The organism is Streptomyces sp. NPDC001709, assembly GCF_053596375.1.
In genome coordinates, this window is record NZ_JBSFGB010000003.1 from 227,407 (window position 1) to 244,448 (window position 17,042).

Genomic DNA, 17,042 nt, shown 5'->3' on the forward strand with positions numbered 1-17,042 from the left:
TGGATCTGGTGGTGCCGCTCGCCTAGGCCGGTGCCGGGCCCGGCGGCGCTGCGGAGGCCGGTACGCCGGTGGTGTCGCCGAGGGTGCGGGCGGCCCAGTGCTGCCAGCGGTCGGCGCAGCCGGTGACGGCGGCCCGGTAGGAGGCGGCGAAGACCAGGGCGCCGAGGTCCGGGCGGCGGATGTGGTCCGCCGCCGTGACCGCCCACAGCTCGACCCTGGCCCGCTCCCTGGCCGGGGTGAGCGAACCGATCCGCTCCGGTACGCCCGTCAGGGTGCGCAGCAGGGTCTCGCTCTCGCCGTAGGCGCGGGCCGCGGCGAGCTGCCGGCCGAGCCTGCGCCGTAGCCGCTCACCGGCCGTCTGCGGCTCGGCGAGGGCGAACAGGTGCTCCGCGGTGGCGAACGACCGGGTGAGGGTGACCAGGGTCCAGCCGGCGTTCAGCAGGTCGCCGCCCTTCTCGTAGCACTCGGCGGCCTCCTCGAACCGGCGCGCGGACAGCAGGCATTCGGCGGCCCGGCTCGGCCGGCGGGCGCGCAGCCAGCGGTCGGCGGCGCGCACCGGGTCGCCGGCCTGCTCCCACAGCTCGGCCGCTTTCAGCGGATGGCCCGCCTCGTCGTGGCAGCGGGCGGCCTGGGCGTAGTCGCCCGTCTGCTCGTAGCAGCGTGCGGCGGAGGCCAGGAGGTCGGGCGGTCTCGTCATTCGTGGGCTTGCCTTCGCTCACGGTGCTGTTCCTCGGTGCCCGCGTCGGTTTCGGCGATCCACGGCTGCGGCTCGCGCTCCCGGTCGGCCACCACCTCGGCCACGCCGGGCCTGCGGTCCAGCACCCGGCCGATGGCGTAGGCGATCTCGTCGTGGGTGGCGTCGTGGTCCTCGATCCGGGTGGTGCGGCCGATGTCGTCCACCTGGAACAGTTCCACCTCGCCGGTCTCGGCGTTGTACCGGAACTCGACCCTGACCCGCATCGCTCAGGCCTCCATCTCGAACTGGATGTTGAGCGTGCCGTCCGTCTCGTCGACCTGGATGTCCTGCACGCCGTGGGCGCGCGCGTACTCCACGATGGCGTCGCGGTAGGCCACGGCCAGCACCTCGTGCACCGGGCGCAGGAAGCCGGTCCGCGCCTCCCGTAGCCGGGCCTCGGCGTCCCGCTCCAGCTCCTCGCGGCGCTGCTCGGCCTGGGCGGCGGCCCTGCGTTCGGCCTCGGCCCGAGCTTCGGCGTCGATCTCGTCGCGCTGGGCGGCCAGCCTGCGCTGTCCGGCGAGCCGCTCCCGTTCCTCCTGGCGGGCGGCCTGCTCCGCGGCCTCGCGGTCGGCGCGCTCCTGGGCCTGGGCGCGGGCGGTGCGCTCGGCCACCGACTTGCTCAGGCCCGCCCAGCTGTCGTCGAAGTACCGCTCGGAGTGCTCGGCGGTGGCGTTCACCTCCACGGTGCCCTGCAGGGTGCGGGTCACCTCGGCCTCGGCGGTCACGACGTCGCTCAGCCGGGCGGTCATCTCGATCCAGCCGGAGTCGAGGTCGTAGACGACCGTGCCGCCGTCCAGTTCGAGCCGGTAGCCGCCGTCCTGCCAGGTCCACCGGGTGTCGGCGCCGAGCGCGTCCTCGAACGCCCGGCGGGTCGGGGCGCCGAGCAGGGTGCCGAACTCCTCCCGGAGCGTGGCCTCGCCGGCCACCTCGGCGCTGGCCCGGCCGGTGCGGCGCAGCTCTTCCTGCCACATGCGGGTGAGCCGGCTGGAGGCCCGGACGCGGACCCGTCGGGGATTGCACATGCTGGGGTACCCCCTCGTGTGTTCCGCCCTCACTCGAACTGGTCGAGCAGGGCGTTCACTTCGGCAATGATACGAGACAGCTCTGCCTCGGTCTGGGTGTTCACGGGTGGATGCTCCCTCAACTCACGTGACAGATCGGCGAGTTTGTGGAGCCCCTCGACGACGCTCCACTCGCTGGGCGGGCGGCCCACGGTCAGCGGGGCGCCGATCTCCCGGGCGTCGAGCAGGATCTCGTGGTCGGGGCGGCGCCGCCGGGCCGGCTCCCCGCCGTGCTTCTCCACCACGCTCTGTACGGCTTCCTCCACCGTGGTGCGGTCGGCCGGGTCGGTCCAGATGTGGGCCAGCGGCCACAGGTCGACGGGCTCGGCGGTGCGCGACTCGCGCAGCAGCGCGGACCCGGCGACCAGTTTCAGGCTGCGCACCAGCCGGCGGTCCGAGAGCCGGACGCCCTGGATCAGTAACTGGCGTACCAGTTCCCGGTGTTCGCCGAGGACCGGGGTGAGGTCGACGTCCTTTAGGCGCAGGGTGAGCCGGCCCAGCCGTTCGACGGTGAGCGTGCCCGAGGTGCGGGCGGGGCGGGGCCGGGCGGGCGGGTCCGCGCCCCGGGCCTGTTCGGCGGCTTCTTCGGCGGCCTTGACGGCGGCGGTGAACCGGCGGGTCTCGTGCTCCCAGCCCACCTGGAGCAGCCGCTCCAGATCGGTGCCGCCGACCGGTTCGACCTGGAGCCGGATCAGGAACCGGTCCGAGAACGCGGTCAGGCCGGGATCGTCGGGTATCTCGTTGGTGGCGCCGAGCAGGCTGATCAGCGGGGCGTTCTCGGCCCGGGCGCCGTTGTGGTAGCGGCGTTCGTTGAGCAGGGTGAGCAGGGTGTTGAGGATGGCGCTGCTGCCCTGGAACACCTCGTCCAGGAAGACGAGTTCGGCGCTCGGCAGCATGCCCTCGGTGCGCACCTGGTAGGTGCCCTGCCGGAACTGCTCGAAGTCCAGCGCGCCGAAGATCTCCGACGGCTCGGTGAACCGGGTGAGCAGATAGCTGAAGTGACGGGCCTCGATGTGCCGGGCGAGGGCGGAGATCAGCTCGCTCTTGGCGGTGCCGGTGGGGCCGAGCAGCAACGCGTGTTCCCGGCAGACCACGGCGAGCTGCAGCAGCCGTACGGCACGCTCGCGGCCGACGAACTCGGCGCCGAGCCGCAGTCGCACATAGTCCAGGTCCCTGATGGTGTCGGTGGTGTCCTGGCCCCAGCTCACCGTGCCTCCTGCCTCGTGTTCCTCGTGACTGTCACGGCGTCAGCGCCTGCCCGACCGGCGCTGCTCACGCCGTTTGCGCTGCAACTGGCCGACGATCTGACCCAGTTGCTCCGGGGTGGGCGGCACCGGCGGATCCTGGAAGTGGGCGGCGACGAAGGCGTCCCGGAAGACCGAGTGGATGTCGTCGCCGTTGCGGCCGCGCAGCGCCGACGCGATCAGCTCGTCCACGCCGCCGCCGACGTCGATGCCGAACTTCGCGGCGTGCAGATTGATCATCTTCAGCCGGGCCTCGTCGTTGGGCAGGTCGATGGCGATGCTCTCGAAGCGGCTGGGCCGCAGCAGCGCCTCGTCGATCAGGTTCAGCCGGTTGGTGGTGCCGATCACCAGGGTCGGCACCTCGGGCCGGAAGCCGTCCATCTCGGTGAGGATCTGGGCGACCACGGCGTTGCCGGCCCGGGTGCCGCCGTCGGAGTGCTCCGAGCGGCGCGAGGCGATGGAGTCGAACTCGTCGAAAACCACCACCGAGGGGGCGTTGCGGCGTGCCTCGGCGAAGATCTCGCGGACGTTGCGCTCGCTCTCGCCGACGTAGGTGCCCATGACCTCCGGGCCGGACACCACGAGGATGGTGGCGTTCATCCGGTTGGCGATCGCCTTGGCGAACAGGGTCTTACCGGTGCCCGGGGGGCCGTGGAAGATGAAGCCGCGCGGGATCAGCTTGGTGCGCAGATGGTCGTACTGGGGTGGCAGCCGGTGGTGGCCCATCACGATGTCGATGGCCCGCTGGATGTGGGCCTTCACCTCGTCGTAGCCGGCGATGTCGGCGAAACCGACGTCCGGCACCTCGAAGTTGCTCGACATCTGGGCCTTGAACGCCCGGATGGTGGCGTACAGGTCGCGGGCGACCGGCGCCGGGTGGTCCTTGTGGACGCTCATGGCGTAGCGCATGGCCTGGCGCAGCAGCACCGGGTTCATGCCGGCGACGTGCTTGTAGAACTCGACGGGGTCGTAGCGGTCGAAGCGGTCGGCCTCGCGCACCGTCACCAGGGCCCGGCCGAGCGGCTGTTCCTCCTGGTCGTCGCGGAACCAGACGCTGCGCGGGACGCCGGTGATCGTCACGCGGGTGCTGAACCGCTCGGCCAGCACCTCGGGTACCGACAGCGAGGGTGCGGCGAAGCCGAGCATCACCCGCTCGGGCGCGCCGTGCAGCAGCTCGGTCACCTCCCTGGCCTCCGGCGAGAGCTGTCCGTCGGCCCCGCCGGCGAGCAGATCGAGGTGCTGTACGACGAGCACGGTGTCGTCGTTGAGGCCGCGCACCAGCTCGCGCAGCCGGGCCAGCAGGCGCTGGCGCGGGTTCTGCTGCACCGGGATGAGCGGATCGCCGGGCGGCGGTTGCTCCTCCGGCTCGGCGTCGGCGTCGCCCTCGGGGGGCTCCTCCAGCACCTCGGCCCGCAGACCGGCCCGGGAGGCCATCTCCCGCCACAGGTGCGGCACCACCGGCTTCTCCGCGACGACCAGCACGGACAGCCGGGCGCGCAGCAGCGAGGCGACCTGGGCGACGTCGCGGCCGTAGGCGAGGACGGTGGCCTGGTCCTCGTGGAGGTCCTCCGGCTGCGGGTGCCGGTAGACCGGCTCCTCGGGTGCGGGCTGCTCGCGGGGCGGCTCGCCGGTGCCGTCCGGCTCGGGCCGCTTGGTCAGATCGGGCGGCGCGGACGCGGCCGGCGAGTACGCCGGCGGGTAGACCGGGGTGCCGTACGGCAGCTCGGACTGGAGCAGCAGTTCCGGTGAGACGGTGCCCCAGTTCAACAGGTCCCAGCCGGGCTGGAGCGGGACGAGCAGCATGTACGGCCCCGAGGCGAGGGCTTCGCCGACGGTGATCCGGGGCGGCTGCCGACGCAGGGCCGCCAGGGACGCCTCGTCCGGGGCGACGACGGAGATACGGCGCACGGTCCTGGTCATGCGGGACTCCCCCCACTCGCTTCCAACCGCTCCACCTGCCGAAACAGGCGCACACCCGCCAAGTACGCGGTGTCGATGCCGGAGCGGGCTCGCAGCAGGCGCCGGTGTGAGCGTTCCAGGCGGGCCAGTGCGGCCCACCAGTAGGCGACGGGGCGGGCCGCGGTCAGGTCGGGCGGTACGGTCAGGCCGATGCGGGCCCGGCGTATCAGGGACAGGTGTGCCTCCGTGTGGCGCAGCAGTGCCGCCTCGTACACGTCGATCACCAGATCCCGCTCGCTCATCCGCAGCTGGTCGAGCAGCCGCCCCCGCCACAGGGCCTGGGCCGGGGAGGCGGGGGCCTCGCAGTAGACCGTGGTGAAGAGGCGGCGGCCCTGGGGGTGTGTCAGCAGTACGTCCTCCAGGAGGATTTCGGCGTTGGTCTCGCCGACCGGGTCGGGGCGGTCGAGCACGGCGGTGAGCGGTGAGGCGGCCCGCAGCCGGCCGGCCAGCGCCGGGTCGCCGATGTGTGGCAGTGCGGGCGCGACCACCGCGTGGTGGGCGAGCACGTCCCACAGCGAGCGGGCGGGCGGCACCGCGCGGACCGCCTCCGCGGCCAGGTGGGCCTGGGACCGGCCGCCGACGGCGGCGGCCAGCAGCAGGGCTCCGGCCCCGACCGGCCGTCGCTCACGGGAGGCCAGGGCGTCCAGCCGCAGCCGGGCGGCGGTCTGTGCCGCCAGCCGGACGACGGCCGTGGTGACGTCGGGCGGCGGTGCCGCCAGTTCCTGAGGGTTTGTCAGTTCACCTTCGGGCGGGGCCGGATGCGCGGCCGCGCCGCCGTCAGCCGGCGTCGCCCACAACAGCACGCGCAAGGCGGTATCGACCGCGGTCATCTTTCACCCACTGTTCGCATTCGCGCACCGAGTCGCCGGAGCGTGCGTAGAAACGCAGCAGCCGGTCGTCGCCGCTGAGATTGATCAGTCCGGCCACCTGCCAGGGCAGCCGGAACGTGCCGAGGTGCAGATCGACGTCGATGCTCGACAGACCCGACTCGTTCCCCGAGAACAGATGGGTGTGGTACCAGCCCATCAGCTGCCGGTCCTGCCCGGAGGCGGTAATGCGCTGGTTCACCTCGCGGAAGGAGTCCCCGGTGAAGGTGAAGTGCAGCGCTCCGGCGCCCGAGTGCTCGGCCGGTGTGACCTCGTTGATCTCCACCAGGTAGCGGTCGGCCGGCGCCTCGCCGTCCTCGCCCGCCTGCCCGGATCGGTCCGGGTCGAGGACGCGCAGCACCTTGCCGAGCAGGAAGCCGCCCTCCTCCAGCCGGCGGGAGAGCTTCATCTCGTGCAGATGACCGTGGATGTCCCCGGACAGCAGGACCGTCACCTGGCCGAGCCCGGCGCTGTCGATGCCCAGCTCGGCCGGGTCGACCACGGGCACCGGCGGTTCGGCCACCTTGCGCACGGTGAAACTGCGCCTGGTCTCGCGGAGGTTGAGGTCCATGGTGCCCTCGACCTCGGGGGTCGAGCGGCCGAGTGCGATTCCGCTGAGCGAGGGGTGGTCGATGCAGAAGCCCCACACGCTCTCGTCGGGGTCGAGCTGCTGCACCACGTGCTGCAGGACCGGGCCGAGCAGCTCGCGCACCGGGTACTCGCGGTCGATGAGGGTCTCCCCGCCCTGCGAGACGATCACCGCGAGACGGCCGATCTGGCTGCGCAGGTTGTGGATCGTGCGCGGGCCGTCCACCAGCCGGGGATCGGGCCTGCGCACATACCGCAGATGCATGATCAGCGGCTCCTCCGGCTCGCCGGGCAGGTCCCGGCGCAGCGCCTCGACCATCAGCGAGGAGAGGGTCATCTTGCCCACCAGGTCGAAGGACGTGCCCTTGTAGAGCAGCACGCTGGCCGCGCCGGCGCGGTTCTCCTCACTCATCCGGGGTCCCCTCCACGCGCTGGAGCTGAAGGAACCGGGAGCGGTCGGCCCGTTCGGTCAGGCCCGCCCGGGCCAGCCAGGTGGTGCCGCCGATCTCCTTGATGCTCTCCTGGCCCTCCCAGGAGAACGCCCACGCGGCGGCGTCCCCGTCCAGGTATCCGCCACGTTCGATGATGTCCTGCACGAGGCTGTCGAAGTCCATGGCCATCTTGTAGTCGTGCGGCAGGATCTCGTAGTTGCGGTAGCGGGCCATGTCGATGAGCATCTGGCACAGGGAGTACATGCTGAGGTCCGGGGTGTAGTCCGTCATCAGCGGGCCGAGGCACACCGCGCCCTTGCGGTCCTCGTCGCGGGCGATGTTCGGATGGAACACGTCCGAGCGCCAGCGCACCCGCGGGGCCTGGATGGGGAATTCGGAGGGCATCCAGACGACCAGCTCGTGCTGGTCGATGCGGCGCGGCTCCAGCGGCCAGGACTCCAGGTCGTCGGGCGGGGCGAAGCCGGGGACGTGCAGTTCCACCGTGTACTCCACGGGAAGTTTGTCGTCGTCCATCGAGACGAGCGTGAACTCGTCGTGCTCGGCGGCGAAGTCGACGATGTCGTCGCGGGCCCGGGCCAGCGCCTCGAAGCGCAGCCAGCTGTCCACGCCGGCCGTCGACTCGGCGGACATCTGCAGCCGGCCGCCGTCGCGCACGCCCTGGTTGTACAGCGGCTGCTCCGGGTCGAGGCGGTGGGCATCGCCGCCCTCGTCGCGGTAGTCGACGACGGCGCGCAGCAGATGCCCGTTGGCGTCCTGGGCCACCTCGGGCCGGTACTGCGCCCAGACGGCCGGGACCAGTTCGCTCGGCAGGGTCGTGTTCGGCACGAACGGGATCTCGAACTGCTGGCCGTCGGGGCCCATGACCTCCAGGCGGGTGTACAGGGTCGGGCGGAAGTCGTACTCGCCGTAGAGGACTTCGACGCCGGGTGCGATGCGCGCGGCCCGCTCGCGCAGCTCGTCCAGCCGGTCCGGGAGCATCGTGGCGACCCGGAAGGCGGCCTGCCGGTGGCCGGCGTACAGCTGGACGGCGTCGGCGTCGACCAGCTCGCGCACCAGTCTGAGCAGTTCGGGGTAGGCCTCGCTGCCCACGAACTCCACCGTGCGGTACAGCGTGTCGGCGTTCCCGGCGGTGCCGCGCTCCTCCCGCTCCTCCTCGTCGAGGAAGGCGCGGATCTTCTGCAGGACCTGGTTGCCCGGCCAGCGGCGCAGCACCGTGTCCAGCAGCTGGTGGACACCGTCCCGCTGTACGGCGCCCAGCTCCAGCGCACGCACCACCTGCCGCCAGTAGGCGACGACCTCCTGGCCCGCGTCCCAGCGCGGTCGGGCCTGCGGGGGGAAGTCCATGTCCTCCAGGACTTCCTCGGCCTGGTTCTGGGTGCGGTAGAGCTCCGCCAGCAGGTCGACCAGCTCGCGTTTGATCTCGTTGGGCAGCTTGCCGGTGTCGTAGGTCATCGGGGCGTTCCTTTCCCGCCGGCCTCGGCCAGTTCCAGGTAGCGGATTGCGCGGGTGCGGCCGGTCGCGAGGACCGGCAGGATCTCGCGCGGGGCCACGCCGAGATCGGCGAGCCGGGCACGCGGGGGCGCGTCGGCGAGCCGGGTGGACTCGCGGGTGGGCGTGGAGCCGGGCAGCGGCGCCCAGGTCATCACGGTCTCCTCGGGGGCCAGATGGTCGGTCAGGTCGGCCGGGGTGGACAGCACCGTGTCCGGGACGGGAGCCACCAGCTCGGCGGAGATACGGCTGTGCAGCGGGCAGTCGGGGTCGCGGCGCACGGTGACCGGGGTCGCCGTACCCCCGGCGGCGTCCACCCGGATCACGCCGGGGCCGGCGGGGGCGCCGCACAGCAGGCGGACCGCGGTCACCGCCAGCCATGAGCCGATCAGCGCGGAGACGGGTGCCGAGGCGCCGACCTCGGGTACGACGGCGTCGGCACAGGCCCACGGGTCGTCCTGGGCGGCGCGGTCGCGGGGGGTCAGGCCGCAGCCGAAGCAGGGTCCGTCCGGCTCGTACAGCCGTATCTCGCCGCCCCAGGCGCTGGTGCCGCCGTCCAGCAGCGGCGCGCCCACCTGGAGGCAGCGGCCGGCGAGCTGGAGCCGGGCCGCCAGGCTGTCCAGGCAGCTGACGACCAGGGAGGCCTCCCGCAGTTCCGCGAGGCCGACCCCGCTGACCAGGGGCGCGGTCCGGGCCTCGGCCCGGGTCACCGGGGAGAGTTCGGCGAGCCGGCGGGCGGCGGTGGGTGCCTTGGGCCGGCCGATGTCGGCGGCGCGGAACAGCGGGGCACGGCTGAGGTTGGACTCCGAGACGTCGTCGGGGTCGCACAGCACCAGCCGGCCGACCCCGGCCAGGGCGAGCGCCTGCGCGCACTGGCTGCCCAGGGCGCCCACTCCGCACACCACGACGGTGGCCTCGGCCAGCCGCTGCTGGTCCCAGCCGGTGATGAGGGCGTGCCGGTCGAAGCGTCCCATGTCAGTTCCGCCTCAGCGTGCGGAAGTTCATCGGGCACTGCTGGACGGTCAGTTCGCTGCGCCACTGCTCGAAGCAGCCCAGTCCGCGCGCCGGGTCCTGGTGGACGGCCTTGCGGCAGCCGGGCTCCTCGGGCGAGCAGGGGCAGACGACCACCGTCTCGAAGAGCCGGAAGGTGTGGGTGCACACGAAGCAGGCGTTGCGCTGCTGCGGGTGCCCGAGCACCGGGTCGCCCGGCATCAGCCGTACGGTGTGCAGGGTGTCCGGCCGGGGGTCGGTGGTGTCGACGCCGCGGAAGAAGGCGGCCTGCGCCCCCGGGTCGGGCGGGCCGGCGGGCGGGGCCTCGCCGCTGCACGGCAGGTTGCGCAGGTGGTGGGTGACGTCGGCCAGTCTGCCGTCCTCGGCGTGGCGCAGGTACACGGTGTCGTCCAGGCGGAAGGTGTGGCCGCACACCCGGCAGGGCGCGCGGCGCCGGGAGCCGGGCCTGCGCCAGGTGCCGAGCCAGCGCGAGTCCAGGGTGGTGGAGGCCGGTCCGTCGGCACCGGCCACCTGCGGGTTGTCGCCGCGCTGCAGCCCGCGCTCGAAGGCGCTGGCGACGCCGGCCGGGGCGGAGGTGGCGGCGGGTGTGTCGGGGGTCGTCATACCGCGCTGGTCCTTCGGGAGCACCGGTGCACCTCGTCCGGTTCGTGGCCGTTCAGTACGAGAGCCGCGCGGGCGGCGGCGCACGCCTCGTCGAGGGCGGTGGAGTGGGCCAGGGAGCCGTAGAAGCCCTCGGCGAAGGAGAGGGCGGCGGCGTCGGGGAGCTCGCCGCGGGTGCCCACGACGGCGCCGGCGCAGTCGAGCAGGGCGTCCGCGTGCGCCGCCGACCAGCAGGAGTTGAGGACGACGCAGTGGAGCGGCGCGTCGAGGGCGAGCGCGGCGGCCAGGGCCCGTACCGGGACCGGTGCGGAGGTGCCCGTCTCGTCCTCCAGGAGCAGCCGGCCGTCGTGAGTGCCGTGCCCCGCGAAGTGCACGATGTGCGGCCGCACCGCCCGCAGCTGGGGAAGGATGTCGGACACCCGGGCGGCCGGCTGGACCGTCACCGTGAGCCGGCCGGCGGATCGGGCCGCCGCGTCGCGCAGGACGCGCTGCTCGGCGCCGAGGCGGAGCCGGGCCTCGTCCAGCGGCGCGGACATCAGGCACAGCACCCGCAGTGCCGTGGTCGCGCCCCGGCCGGTCAGCGCGGCGAGGCCCTCGTGTCCCGGGAAGAGAGTGGCCGCCGCGGCGACGAGGCCGCCCAGTGTGACTCCTCGGAAGCGGCCCTGGTCCACGGTCCGGCACACCGTGCGCCACCAGGAGGCGGCGGGCAGCGGCGCGGCGAACGGCGGCAGCAGGGCGGGGCTGATTCCGAGGTCCTCGAGAAATGCGTTACTGCTCAGTACATCCGGAAACAATTCGCCCAGTGTTTCGAATGCGCCGGCATCGCGCAGTTGTATCCATGTCGGACTGGCCATGTGTTCGTCCCCCGAGCCAACTACCGTTGCTTCCCAGGCCGTTGGTGAGAAGGGTACGCGCAGTGACGCTCTGTGGGTGTAGTTTCGGATTCCGCAGCACACTTATCGGGGGCGGGTTTGATCGAGCGTCTGGAAATGATCACCTGTGGTGGCCGCGATGCCGGAAAATCGATCTTCGAGATCGATTTTGATCACCAGGGAGAAAGTTCCCGGAACGGATTCCGGGAGCGCCGCGGTCTGCTGGTGCACGGCGGCGGGGAGCATGTCGTCCAGCGCATCGCCCACAGCGACGCGGCGCGCCGGGAGCTGGACCGGACCATCAGAACGGCCGACGTGCTGGTGCGCCGGCTCGGCATCACCGGCTATCCGCCCGAGCTGAGCCGCGTCATCGGCTACCGTCCGGACGGCCGCGCGCCCTTCCTGGTCGCCACCCGGCGCGGCCGGCCCCTGTCCGAGATCGGCGATCGGTTACCGCTCGCCGCAGGCCAGTTGTGGGCCGTCGTGGACGGCATCCTCGCGGTGCTGCAGCACCTGGGCGACCTGCGACTGGTGCACCGGGACATCCGGCCCGAGACCCTGTGGTGGGACGGGACCACGGTGCAGCTGGCCGACTTCGGTCTCACCGTGGACGAGGGCGAGCCACGCGGCGGGACGGCCGGCGCCGACCCGTGGCGGTCCCCGGAGCAGGCCAAGGGCCAGGGCCGGGCCGACTCCCGGGACGACGTGTACTCCGCCGGCGCGGTCATCTTCCACCTCGCCACCGGCGAGGAGGCCACGGGCGCGGCGGACATGCGCGACCGGGTCCGCTGGCTCGACTCCAGCCTGCGCAACCTGCTGGAGGGGGTCTTCACCGACGAGGCCCGCCAGCGCGTGAGCGCGTACACGCTCCGGCTGCGCCGCGGCACCCCGCCCGACGCCATCGGCACTCACGGCCCCAAGCGCCCGCCCACCGCGTCCGAGCGCGAACAGCGGGCCCGCCAGAACTTCCATGAACTACGCGCCCGGCAGCACGCCTTCAACCAGCGGCAGCACCGACCGACCTACCCCCAACCGCCCGCCCGTCCCCCGGGTACGCGCCGGGTCGTGCCCGTCGAGCGCCGGTGGGTCCTCGTCCTGTCCGTCGCCCTGGCCCTCGCGGTCATCGGCGTGCTGATCGCCGTCCTGGCGCCGGCCTGACCGCAGGAGAGTGACATGGCAGCACAGGTGAGGTGCCCCATCTGCCTCGACATGGTCGACTGGGCGAAGGCCGAGACCGTCACCCTCAACGCCGACGGCCGGCCCGAACAGCTCGTCCGGCTCGACGGCGAGGACGAGGTGCGCTGGAACCACCGCCGCCTCAACGCCTACCGGCTGTGCGCCGGCGGCGGTGAGCCGCACGTCCTGCCCGGCCGCTACGGCGACTTCGGCGAGCCCCTGGTCATCGGCGTGGTCGGGGAGTCCGCGGCCGGCAAGAGCCATCTGCTCGCCGCCATGCTCGGCATGCTCTCCGACGTCGACCGGATGGCCCGCCTCGGCCTGGTCGTCGGCGGGCTCGACCTGAAACTGCACCAGCGCTATCTCAAGGACGTCGTCCGCCCCTTCCTGGACCAGGGCCAGGGCCTGCAGGGAACCCCGGCCCAGCCGCCGGAGTTCACCGACGCCCTGTGGATCCACAACAGCAACACCGGCCGCAGCTTCGCCGTCGCTTTCTTCGACGTCTCCGGCGAGTGGCTCGCCGACCACGACGCCGAGGTGCCCTTCCTCGGCGCGGTCAGCGCACTGGTCTTCGTGGTCGACCCGACCCGGATCCGCGGGCTGACCGCCGCCACCGGCGGCGTCACCGGCGACCCCTCCTTCGGCGTCGTCCTGGACAAGATCGGGCGGCTGCACGGGGTGGACGGCTCCCAGTTCCTGCCGCTGCCCGCCGCCGTCGTGATCGGCAAGTGCGATCTCCTGCAGCACCACGAACCCCTCGTCGACCACTGGTTCCAGAACGCGTCCCCCGACGAGGAGCTGGAGCTCGGCACCGTGGAGAAGGAGAGCGAGGACGCCTATGCGTTCCTCAGCTCCCACGGCGCCGCGGGCTGGCTCGCCCCCTTCGTACGCTGTGCCCGCTCCACGCTGCACTTCGCCACCGCGACCGGCCACAAGGCGGTCGAGGCGGACGGCGTGCAGCGCTCCCCGCGCGGCAGTTTCGCGCCGCGCCGGACCCTCAAACCCATGCTCGCCCTCTTCGCCATGTGCGGGGTCCTGGGCCCCACCGACCTCGGCCAGGGAGCTGTCCGATGACGACGGTCGACCAGATCCTCTTCGGCTGGGCCGAACGGGACCACGAAGGCAACGCCGGGGTCCGCCCCGTCGCGCACTCCGGGCTGCGCACCATCGACCGCTGGGCCAAACGGCTCGAGTACGTCTGGGCCCCGCAGGACGGCCCGGGTGAGCAGCCGGAGGTGACGGCCAGCCTCGTCCACCTGGTGCTCGACGACGAAGCGGCCGTGCTGCACAAGCTGCCCTCCCGCGACCCGCACGGCCGCGGCGGCGCCACCCTGACCCATGTCCTGGTCGGCGACCCGCGCGCGATCGACGCCCGGCTCGCCCTGGGACTGCACGACTGGCCGGGCTGGCGGGACCGCGAACCCGACGGCACCGCGGCCCAGCTCGCCCCGCTCGACCTCGGCGACCTCGAGGAGGCGGCCCGGCCCGGTCTCGCCGCGCTGCGCGAGCGGGTCGCAGAGGTCCCGGCCGAGCAGCTCACCGCGCTCGTCGCCCGGGTGCTCGCCGAGCCCGCCGAGGACTTCAGCGTCATCATCCGGCCGCACCTCGCCCTCCCCGCGATGACCGCCCTGCTCGACATCGCCGGGCCCGTCTCCGGTCGGCCCTGGACCTTCGCGAGCCGCGAGTCCACCGACAAGGGCGGCCATCAGCCCCGGGTGGTGTTCCTCGCCGCCCGCCCGCCCCAGTCGATGTACATCAACCAGCGCCGGCGCGTCGACGTGACCGAGACGCCCGAGGACACGGACACCGCCCGGTTCGCCGCCCAGCTGGTGGAGCTGTACCTGGAGGCCGGGCACGCGGCGCTGGAGCGGATCCGCCCGCGGCACCCGCTGCACACCGCGGACGACGTGCACGCCTGGCGCCGGTCGGTGCCGATCGTGGACGGCCGGATCGCCGATCCTCGCGTGCGCCTGGACATCTTCCTCGACGACGACCTGCTGGCGCGGGCCGCCGCGCGTGGCGCGCTGGTGCACGAACGGGCCCGCTTGACCGGCGAGTTGCGGAAGCAGCCGGTGGACTGGCTCATCACCGCGGTGCGCCGCTGGCACCGCCTGCAGCGGCGGGCCGGACTCCATCCCGAGCTGCGCGAGCTGCTGCTGGCCGAGGCCGTGGAGGTCTGCCTCACCGGACAGGGGCACCAGTTCGACGCCCTGGTGGAGGCGACGCGGGACGCGGAGCCGGCGCCCCCGGTGGTGGCCGGTTCCTTCGGCCGCAAGGTGCCGCCCGCCGGCCTGGACCTGAGCCGGGCCGGGCACCGGCGGCTGCTGATCGTGGCCCTGGCCCTGCGCATGCCCGCCGACGCACTGGACCATGCCGATCTCCTCGCCGCCAGCCCGGCGGACGAACTGCTGGACCTCGTCGAGCGCTACGCCGTCCACTACCCGCAGGCCATGCACCTGGTGCTGCGGCACCTCGGCGACGCCGGACAGAGCCCGGTCGTGGCACGGATGTGGTACGAGCACGGCCTGTCGCTCGAGGCGGTGGACCGCATCGCCCGCGGCGACCACGTCAAGGAGGTCGAGTGCTTCCGCCATCTGCTGCTCGCCGCGCACGGCCCGCGGCTGGACCGCGAGACGACCGCGGAGCTGGTCCGACAGGCCGGAGCCCAGGCGCCGTTGGGGCTGTACGCCGCCGCGCTGGAACTGGCCGCCGACAGCGCGGCCGAGCAGCCGGTCCGGCACGAGCTGTCGGAGCAGTTCCTGCGCGCCGAGGGCTACGCCGGCCCCGGCGCGGGACCGGCGTACGGGTCGCGGCCGGGCGGGCCGGTGCTCGGCAGAACCGGCACGGGGTACGGGTCGCCCGCCGCCCGGCCGGCCTCGCCCACGGCCTCGGCGGGTTCGCACCAGTGGGAGCGCCCGGCTCCCACCGTCGCGGGGGCGCACCATGCGCACCCGGCCGCCGCGAGTCCGTCGACCGCCCACCACTCCCCCGGCGCCGTCCCGGACTCCCCTCGTGCCGTGCCGGATCCCGCCCAGTGGGATTCCTCCGCTCCGCAGCGGCAGGACTGGGACCGGCCCGCCGCACAGACCGGTGGCGGCCCGCAGCCGCCGTCGGCCGACAACCACCGCTGGTTCGGCGGCATGGGCCAGATCGACGGTGTGAGCGTCTTCTTCGTCTCGGCACTCCTCCTCGTCCTGCTCTGCGCCATCGGGTACGTCCTGCTGACCTCCATGCCCTGACCGCCGCCCCCGACCCATCCACCGCCGGACGACACGAATGACGCCGCATGACATCGACTGAAGAGGCAACACCGCCGAACCCCGCGTCGGTTCCCGCGCAGCGCACCGGCACCGACCCGCAACTCGACCGCGTCGCCGGCCGGATCCGCGACCTCGCGGGCCGCGCGCGCGACGACGGGTCCGACACCCGGGTGCTCGACCATGTCGTCGCCGACCTGGAACGGGGCGGTGCCACCCTGGCCGGCACCGATCTCGTCGCCGCCTATCCGCCCGAGGTGCTGCTGCCGGACGCGCCGTCGAAGGGCCGCGGCACGCTGGAGGGCTGGCTCGGCGTCGCCCGCGACGTGCTGGTGTTCGCGCCCATCGCGCTCACCTGGTGGCGGCTGCGCGGTGCGCTGGCCGCCTATGACGCGACCCGCAGCGAGGACCCCTTCCTGCTCGGCTGGGCCCGCGGCTTCCCCCAGGGCCACCCGCCCGAGCCGACCACCGTGACCCTGGGCACCTCCGCGCTCCATGTCACGCTGCTCATCCTGGCGGTCGTCGTCCTGACCCTGGCGCTGCACGCCCTGCAGCGCAGCCGGGAGCGGCGGCTGTCCCGGGAGGAGGAGCGCGGGCAGCTGGCCACCGAGCTGGCCCTCGCGACGTTCCTGCTCTCCACACCCGCACGGCCGGCCGGCAAGCCGCTGGACAGCCGCAGCGCGGAGAAGCTCGCCTCCCAGCTCAACGCCGGTACGGAAGCACTGCAACTGGCGTTGCACCGGACCTCCCAGGAGATCACGGCCGCCCTGGAGACCGGGCCCGCCAGCCGGATCCAGAGCGCGCTGGACGGCTGGACGAAGACGGTCGACGAACTGACCCGGATGATCCGCGCGCTCACCCCGCCGAACCAGCTGGCCCAGGAGCTGATCCGGCTCCGGGAGCAGACCGCCGAGGACGAGGCGAAGCTGCGCGCCGCCATCGAGACGCTCGTCGCCGACCTGCGGCGCGCCCAGGAGACGACCGGGCAGGAGATCCACCGGCACGACCAGGCCGTCGCCGCGGTCCGTGACCTGGCCCGCAGCCTCGGGGAGACACTGCTGGTCTTCACCGAGCGGGCGGAGAACCTGGTGGACTCCACCCGGGGCATCTGGCAGCTCGTCGACCGCCTCGACAGCCGTCTGCCGTCCGGCGGCCTGGACAATGCCGATCCGCCGCCGTACCGGGGCCGGCCGTGAGCCGCCGGCCGCCGCAGCGGGCGGTCGCCGGGCGTACCGTGCTGCTCGCCGGGTGGCTCTTCGCCGACCTGCTCCTGCTGCTGCTCGTGATCGCGCTCGGCTCACTGCCGCGCGAGCAGCGCACGGGGGCGACACCGAAGCCCCGCACGCCGTCGAGTCCGCCGCCGAGCACCCAGCCGGCCGAGCGCGGGCTGGTGCTCAAGCCGTGCAGCTTCACCGTGCGGACGGGCAGCGCGGCATCGGTACGGCAGCAGTTCGGCGCGCAGTTGCGCGGGGCGGGGGTGGCGGACCGTACGGCGGGTTTTGTGCTCTCCTTCGGTACGGCACCGGATCCGGGGCCGGGCCAGGATGCCGCCGACAAGGTCAACTCGATGATCACCGGCGGGTTTTCCCACTTCAAGCACGCCCCCAAGCGCGGCTACTGGAAGGGCGGGCCGTCCGGCAAGGTCAGGATCGACGTCTTCTTCCTGGCCGCGCCCGACGGCGACACCTCGTTCCCGAAACGGTGCCGTTCCTCGGACGACGAGGGCGGCTGA

Annotated in this window: 16 protein-coding genes; 5 read left to right on the forward strand and 11 right to left on the reverse strand. The window is 73.2% G+C overall.

The window, feature by feature from the left end; all coding sequences use genetic code 11:
• Positions 1–22: 22 nt before the first annotated feature.
• The 11 genes from ACWC0C_RS06125 to ACWC0C_RS06175 are packed head-to-tail and all read right to left on the reverse strand — an operon-like array spanning position 23 to position 10,859.
• Positions 23–697 (reverse strand): hypothetical protein, encoded by a 675-nt coding sequence (locus tag ACWC0C_RS06125; protein WP_449199188.1) that lies wholly within the window; start codon positions 695–697, stop codon positions 23–25.
• Positions 694–960 (reverse strand): hypothetical protein, encoded by a 267-nt coding sequence (locus ACWC0C_RS06130; RefSeq protein WP_449199187.1) that lies wholly within the window; start codon positions 958–960, stop codon positions 694–696. Before ACWC0C_RS06130 ends, ACWC0C_RS06125 begins: the two co-directional genes overlap by 4 nt.
• A gap of 3 nt (positions 961–963) precedes the next feature.
• Entirely contained in the window at positions 964–1,758 is a 795-nt protein-coding gene (locus ACWC0C_RS06135; protein WP_450861991.1) for a hypothetical protein, read from the reverse strand.
• A 29-nt stretch (positions 1,759–1,787) separates the two neighbouring features.
• A complete protein-coding gene (locus tag ACWC0C_RS06140; RefSeq protein WP_449199185.1) occupies positions 1,788–3,005 on the reverse strand; it encodes an AAA family ATPase in 1,218 nt (405 codons plus the stop codon).
• Positions 3,006–3,044: 39 nt separating this feature from the next.
• The gene (locus ACWC0C_RS06145; RefSeq protein ID WP_450861993.1) at positions 3,045–4,961 is read right to left on the reverse strand and encodes an AAA family ATPase; all 1,917 of its coding nucleotides are present in this window, start codon (positions 4,959–4,961) and stop codon (positions 3,045–3,047) included.
• Entirely contained in the window at positions 4,958–5,830 is an 873-nt protein-coding gene (locus ACWC0C_RS06150) for a hypothetical protein (protein ID WP_450861994.1), read from the reverse strand. The genes ACWC0C_RS06145 and ACWC0C_RS06150 overlap by 4 nt, the downstream gene beginning before the upstream one ends.
• A complete protein-coding gene (locus tag ACWC0C_RS06155; RefSeq protein ID WP_449199182.1) occupies positions 5,778–6,866 on the reverse strand; it encodes a JAB N-terminal domain-containing protein in 1,089 nt (362 codons plus the stop codon). The genes ACWC0C_RS06150 and ACWC0C_RS06155 overlap by 53 nt, the downstream gene beginning before the upstream one ends.
• Positions 6,859–8,358, reverse strand: coding sequence for an effector-associated domain EAD1-containing protein (locus ACWC0C_RS06160; RefSeq protein WP_449199181.1), 1,500 nt, complete (start codon positions 8,356–8,358; stop codon positions 6,859–6,861). The genes ACWC0C_RS06155 and ACWC0C_RS06160 overlap by 8 nt, the downstream gene beginning before the upstream one ends.
• Positions 8,355–9,368 (reverse strand): HesA/MoeB/ThiF family protein, encoded by a 1,014-nt coding sequence (locus ACWC0C_RS06165; RefSeq protein WP_450861997.1) that lies wholly within the window; start codon positions 9,366–9,368, stop codon positions 8,355–8,357. Before ACWC0C_RS06165 ends, ACWC0C_RS06160 begins: the two co-directional genes overlap by 4 nt.
• A 1-nt stretch (position 9,369) precedes the next feature.
• Positions 9,370–10,008: a hypothetical protein gene (locus ACWC0C_RS06170; RefSeq protein ID WP_450861999.1), complete on the reverse strand. Its 639-nt coding sequence runs from the start codon at positions 10,006–10,008 to the stop codon at positions 9,370–9,372.
• On the reverse strand, positions 10,005–10,859 hold the full coding sequence (locus ACWC0C_RS06175; protein WP_450862001.1) for a CHAT domain-containing protein: 855 nt from the start codon (positions 10,857–10,859) through the stop codon (positions 10,005–10,007). The genes ACWC0C_RS06170 and ACWC0C_RS06175 overlap by 4 nt, the downstream gene beginning before the upstream one ends.
• Before the next feature lie 135 nt (positions 10,860–10,994).
• Between ACWC0C_RS06175 and ACWC0C_RS06180 the strand changes: the two genes are divergently transcribed.
• Genes ACWC0C_RS06180 through ACWC0C_RS06200 form a run of 5 tightly spaced genes read left to right on the forward strand, consistent with a single transcriptional unit; the run spans position 10,995 to position 17,042 of the window.
• The gene (locus ACWC0C_RS06180; RefSeq protein WP_450862003.1) at positions 10,995–12,035 is read left to right on the forward strand and encodes a protein kinase domain-containing protein; all 1,041 of its coding nucleotides are present in this window, start codon (positions 10,995–10,997) and stop codon (positions 12,033–12,035) included.
• A gap of 15 nt (positions 12,036–12,050) precedes the next feature.
• Positions 12,051–13,127, forward strand: coding sequence for a hypothetical protein (locus tag ACWC0C_RS06185; protein WP_449199176.1), 1,077 nt, complete (start codon positions 12,051–12,053; stop codon positions 13,125–13,127).
• Positions 13,124–15,292, forward strand: a complete 2,169-nt coding sequence (locus ACWC0C_RS06190) for a hypothetical protein (protein WP_450862005.1) — start codon at positions 13,124–13,126, stop codon at positions 15,290–15,292. The genes ACWC0C_RS06185 and ACWC0C_RS06190 overlap by 4 nt, the downstream gene beginning before the upstream one ends.
• Positions 15,293–15,339: 47 nt before the next feature.
• A complete protein-coding gene (locus tag ACWC0C_RS06195) occupies positions 15,340–16,506 on the forward strand; it encodes a hypothetical protein (RefSeq protein WP_449199174.1) in 1,167 nt (388 codons plus the stop codon).
• Positions 16,503–17,042, forward strand: a complete 540-nt coding sequence (locus ACWC0C_RS06200; RefSeq protein WP_450862007.1) for a hypothetical protein — start codon at positions 16,503–16,505, stop codon at positions 17,040–17,042. Before ACWC0C_RS06195 ends, ACWC0C_RS06200 begins: the two co-directional genes overlap by 4 nt.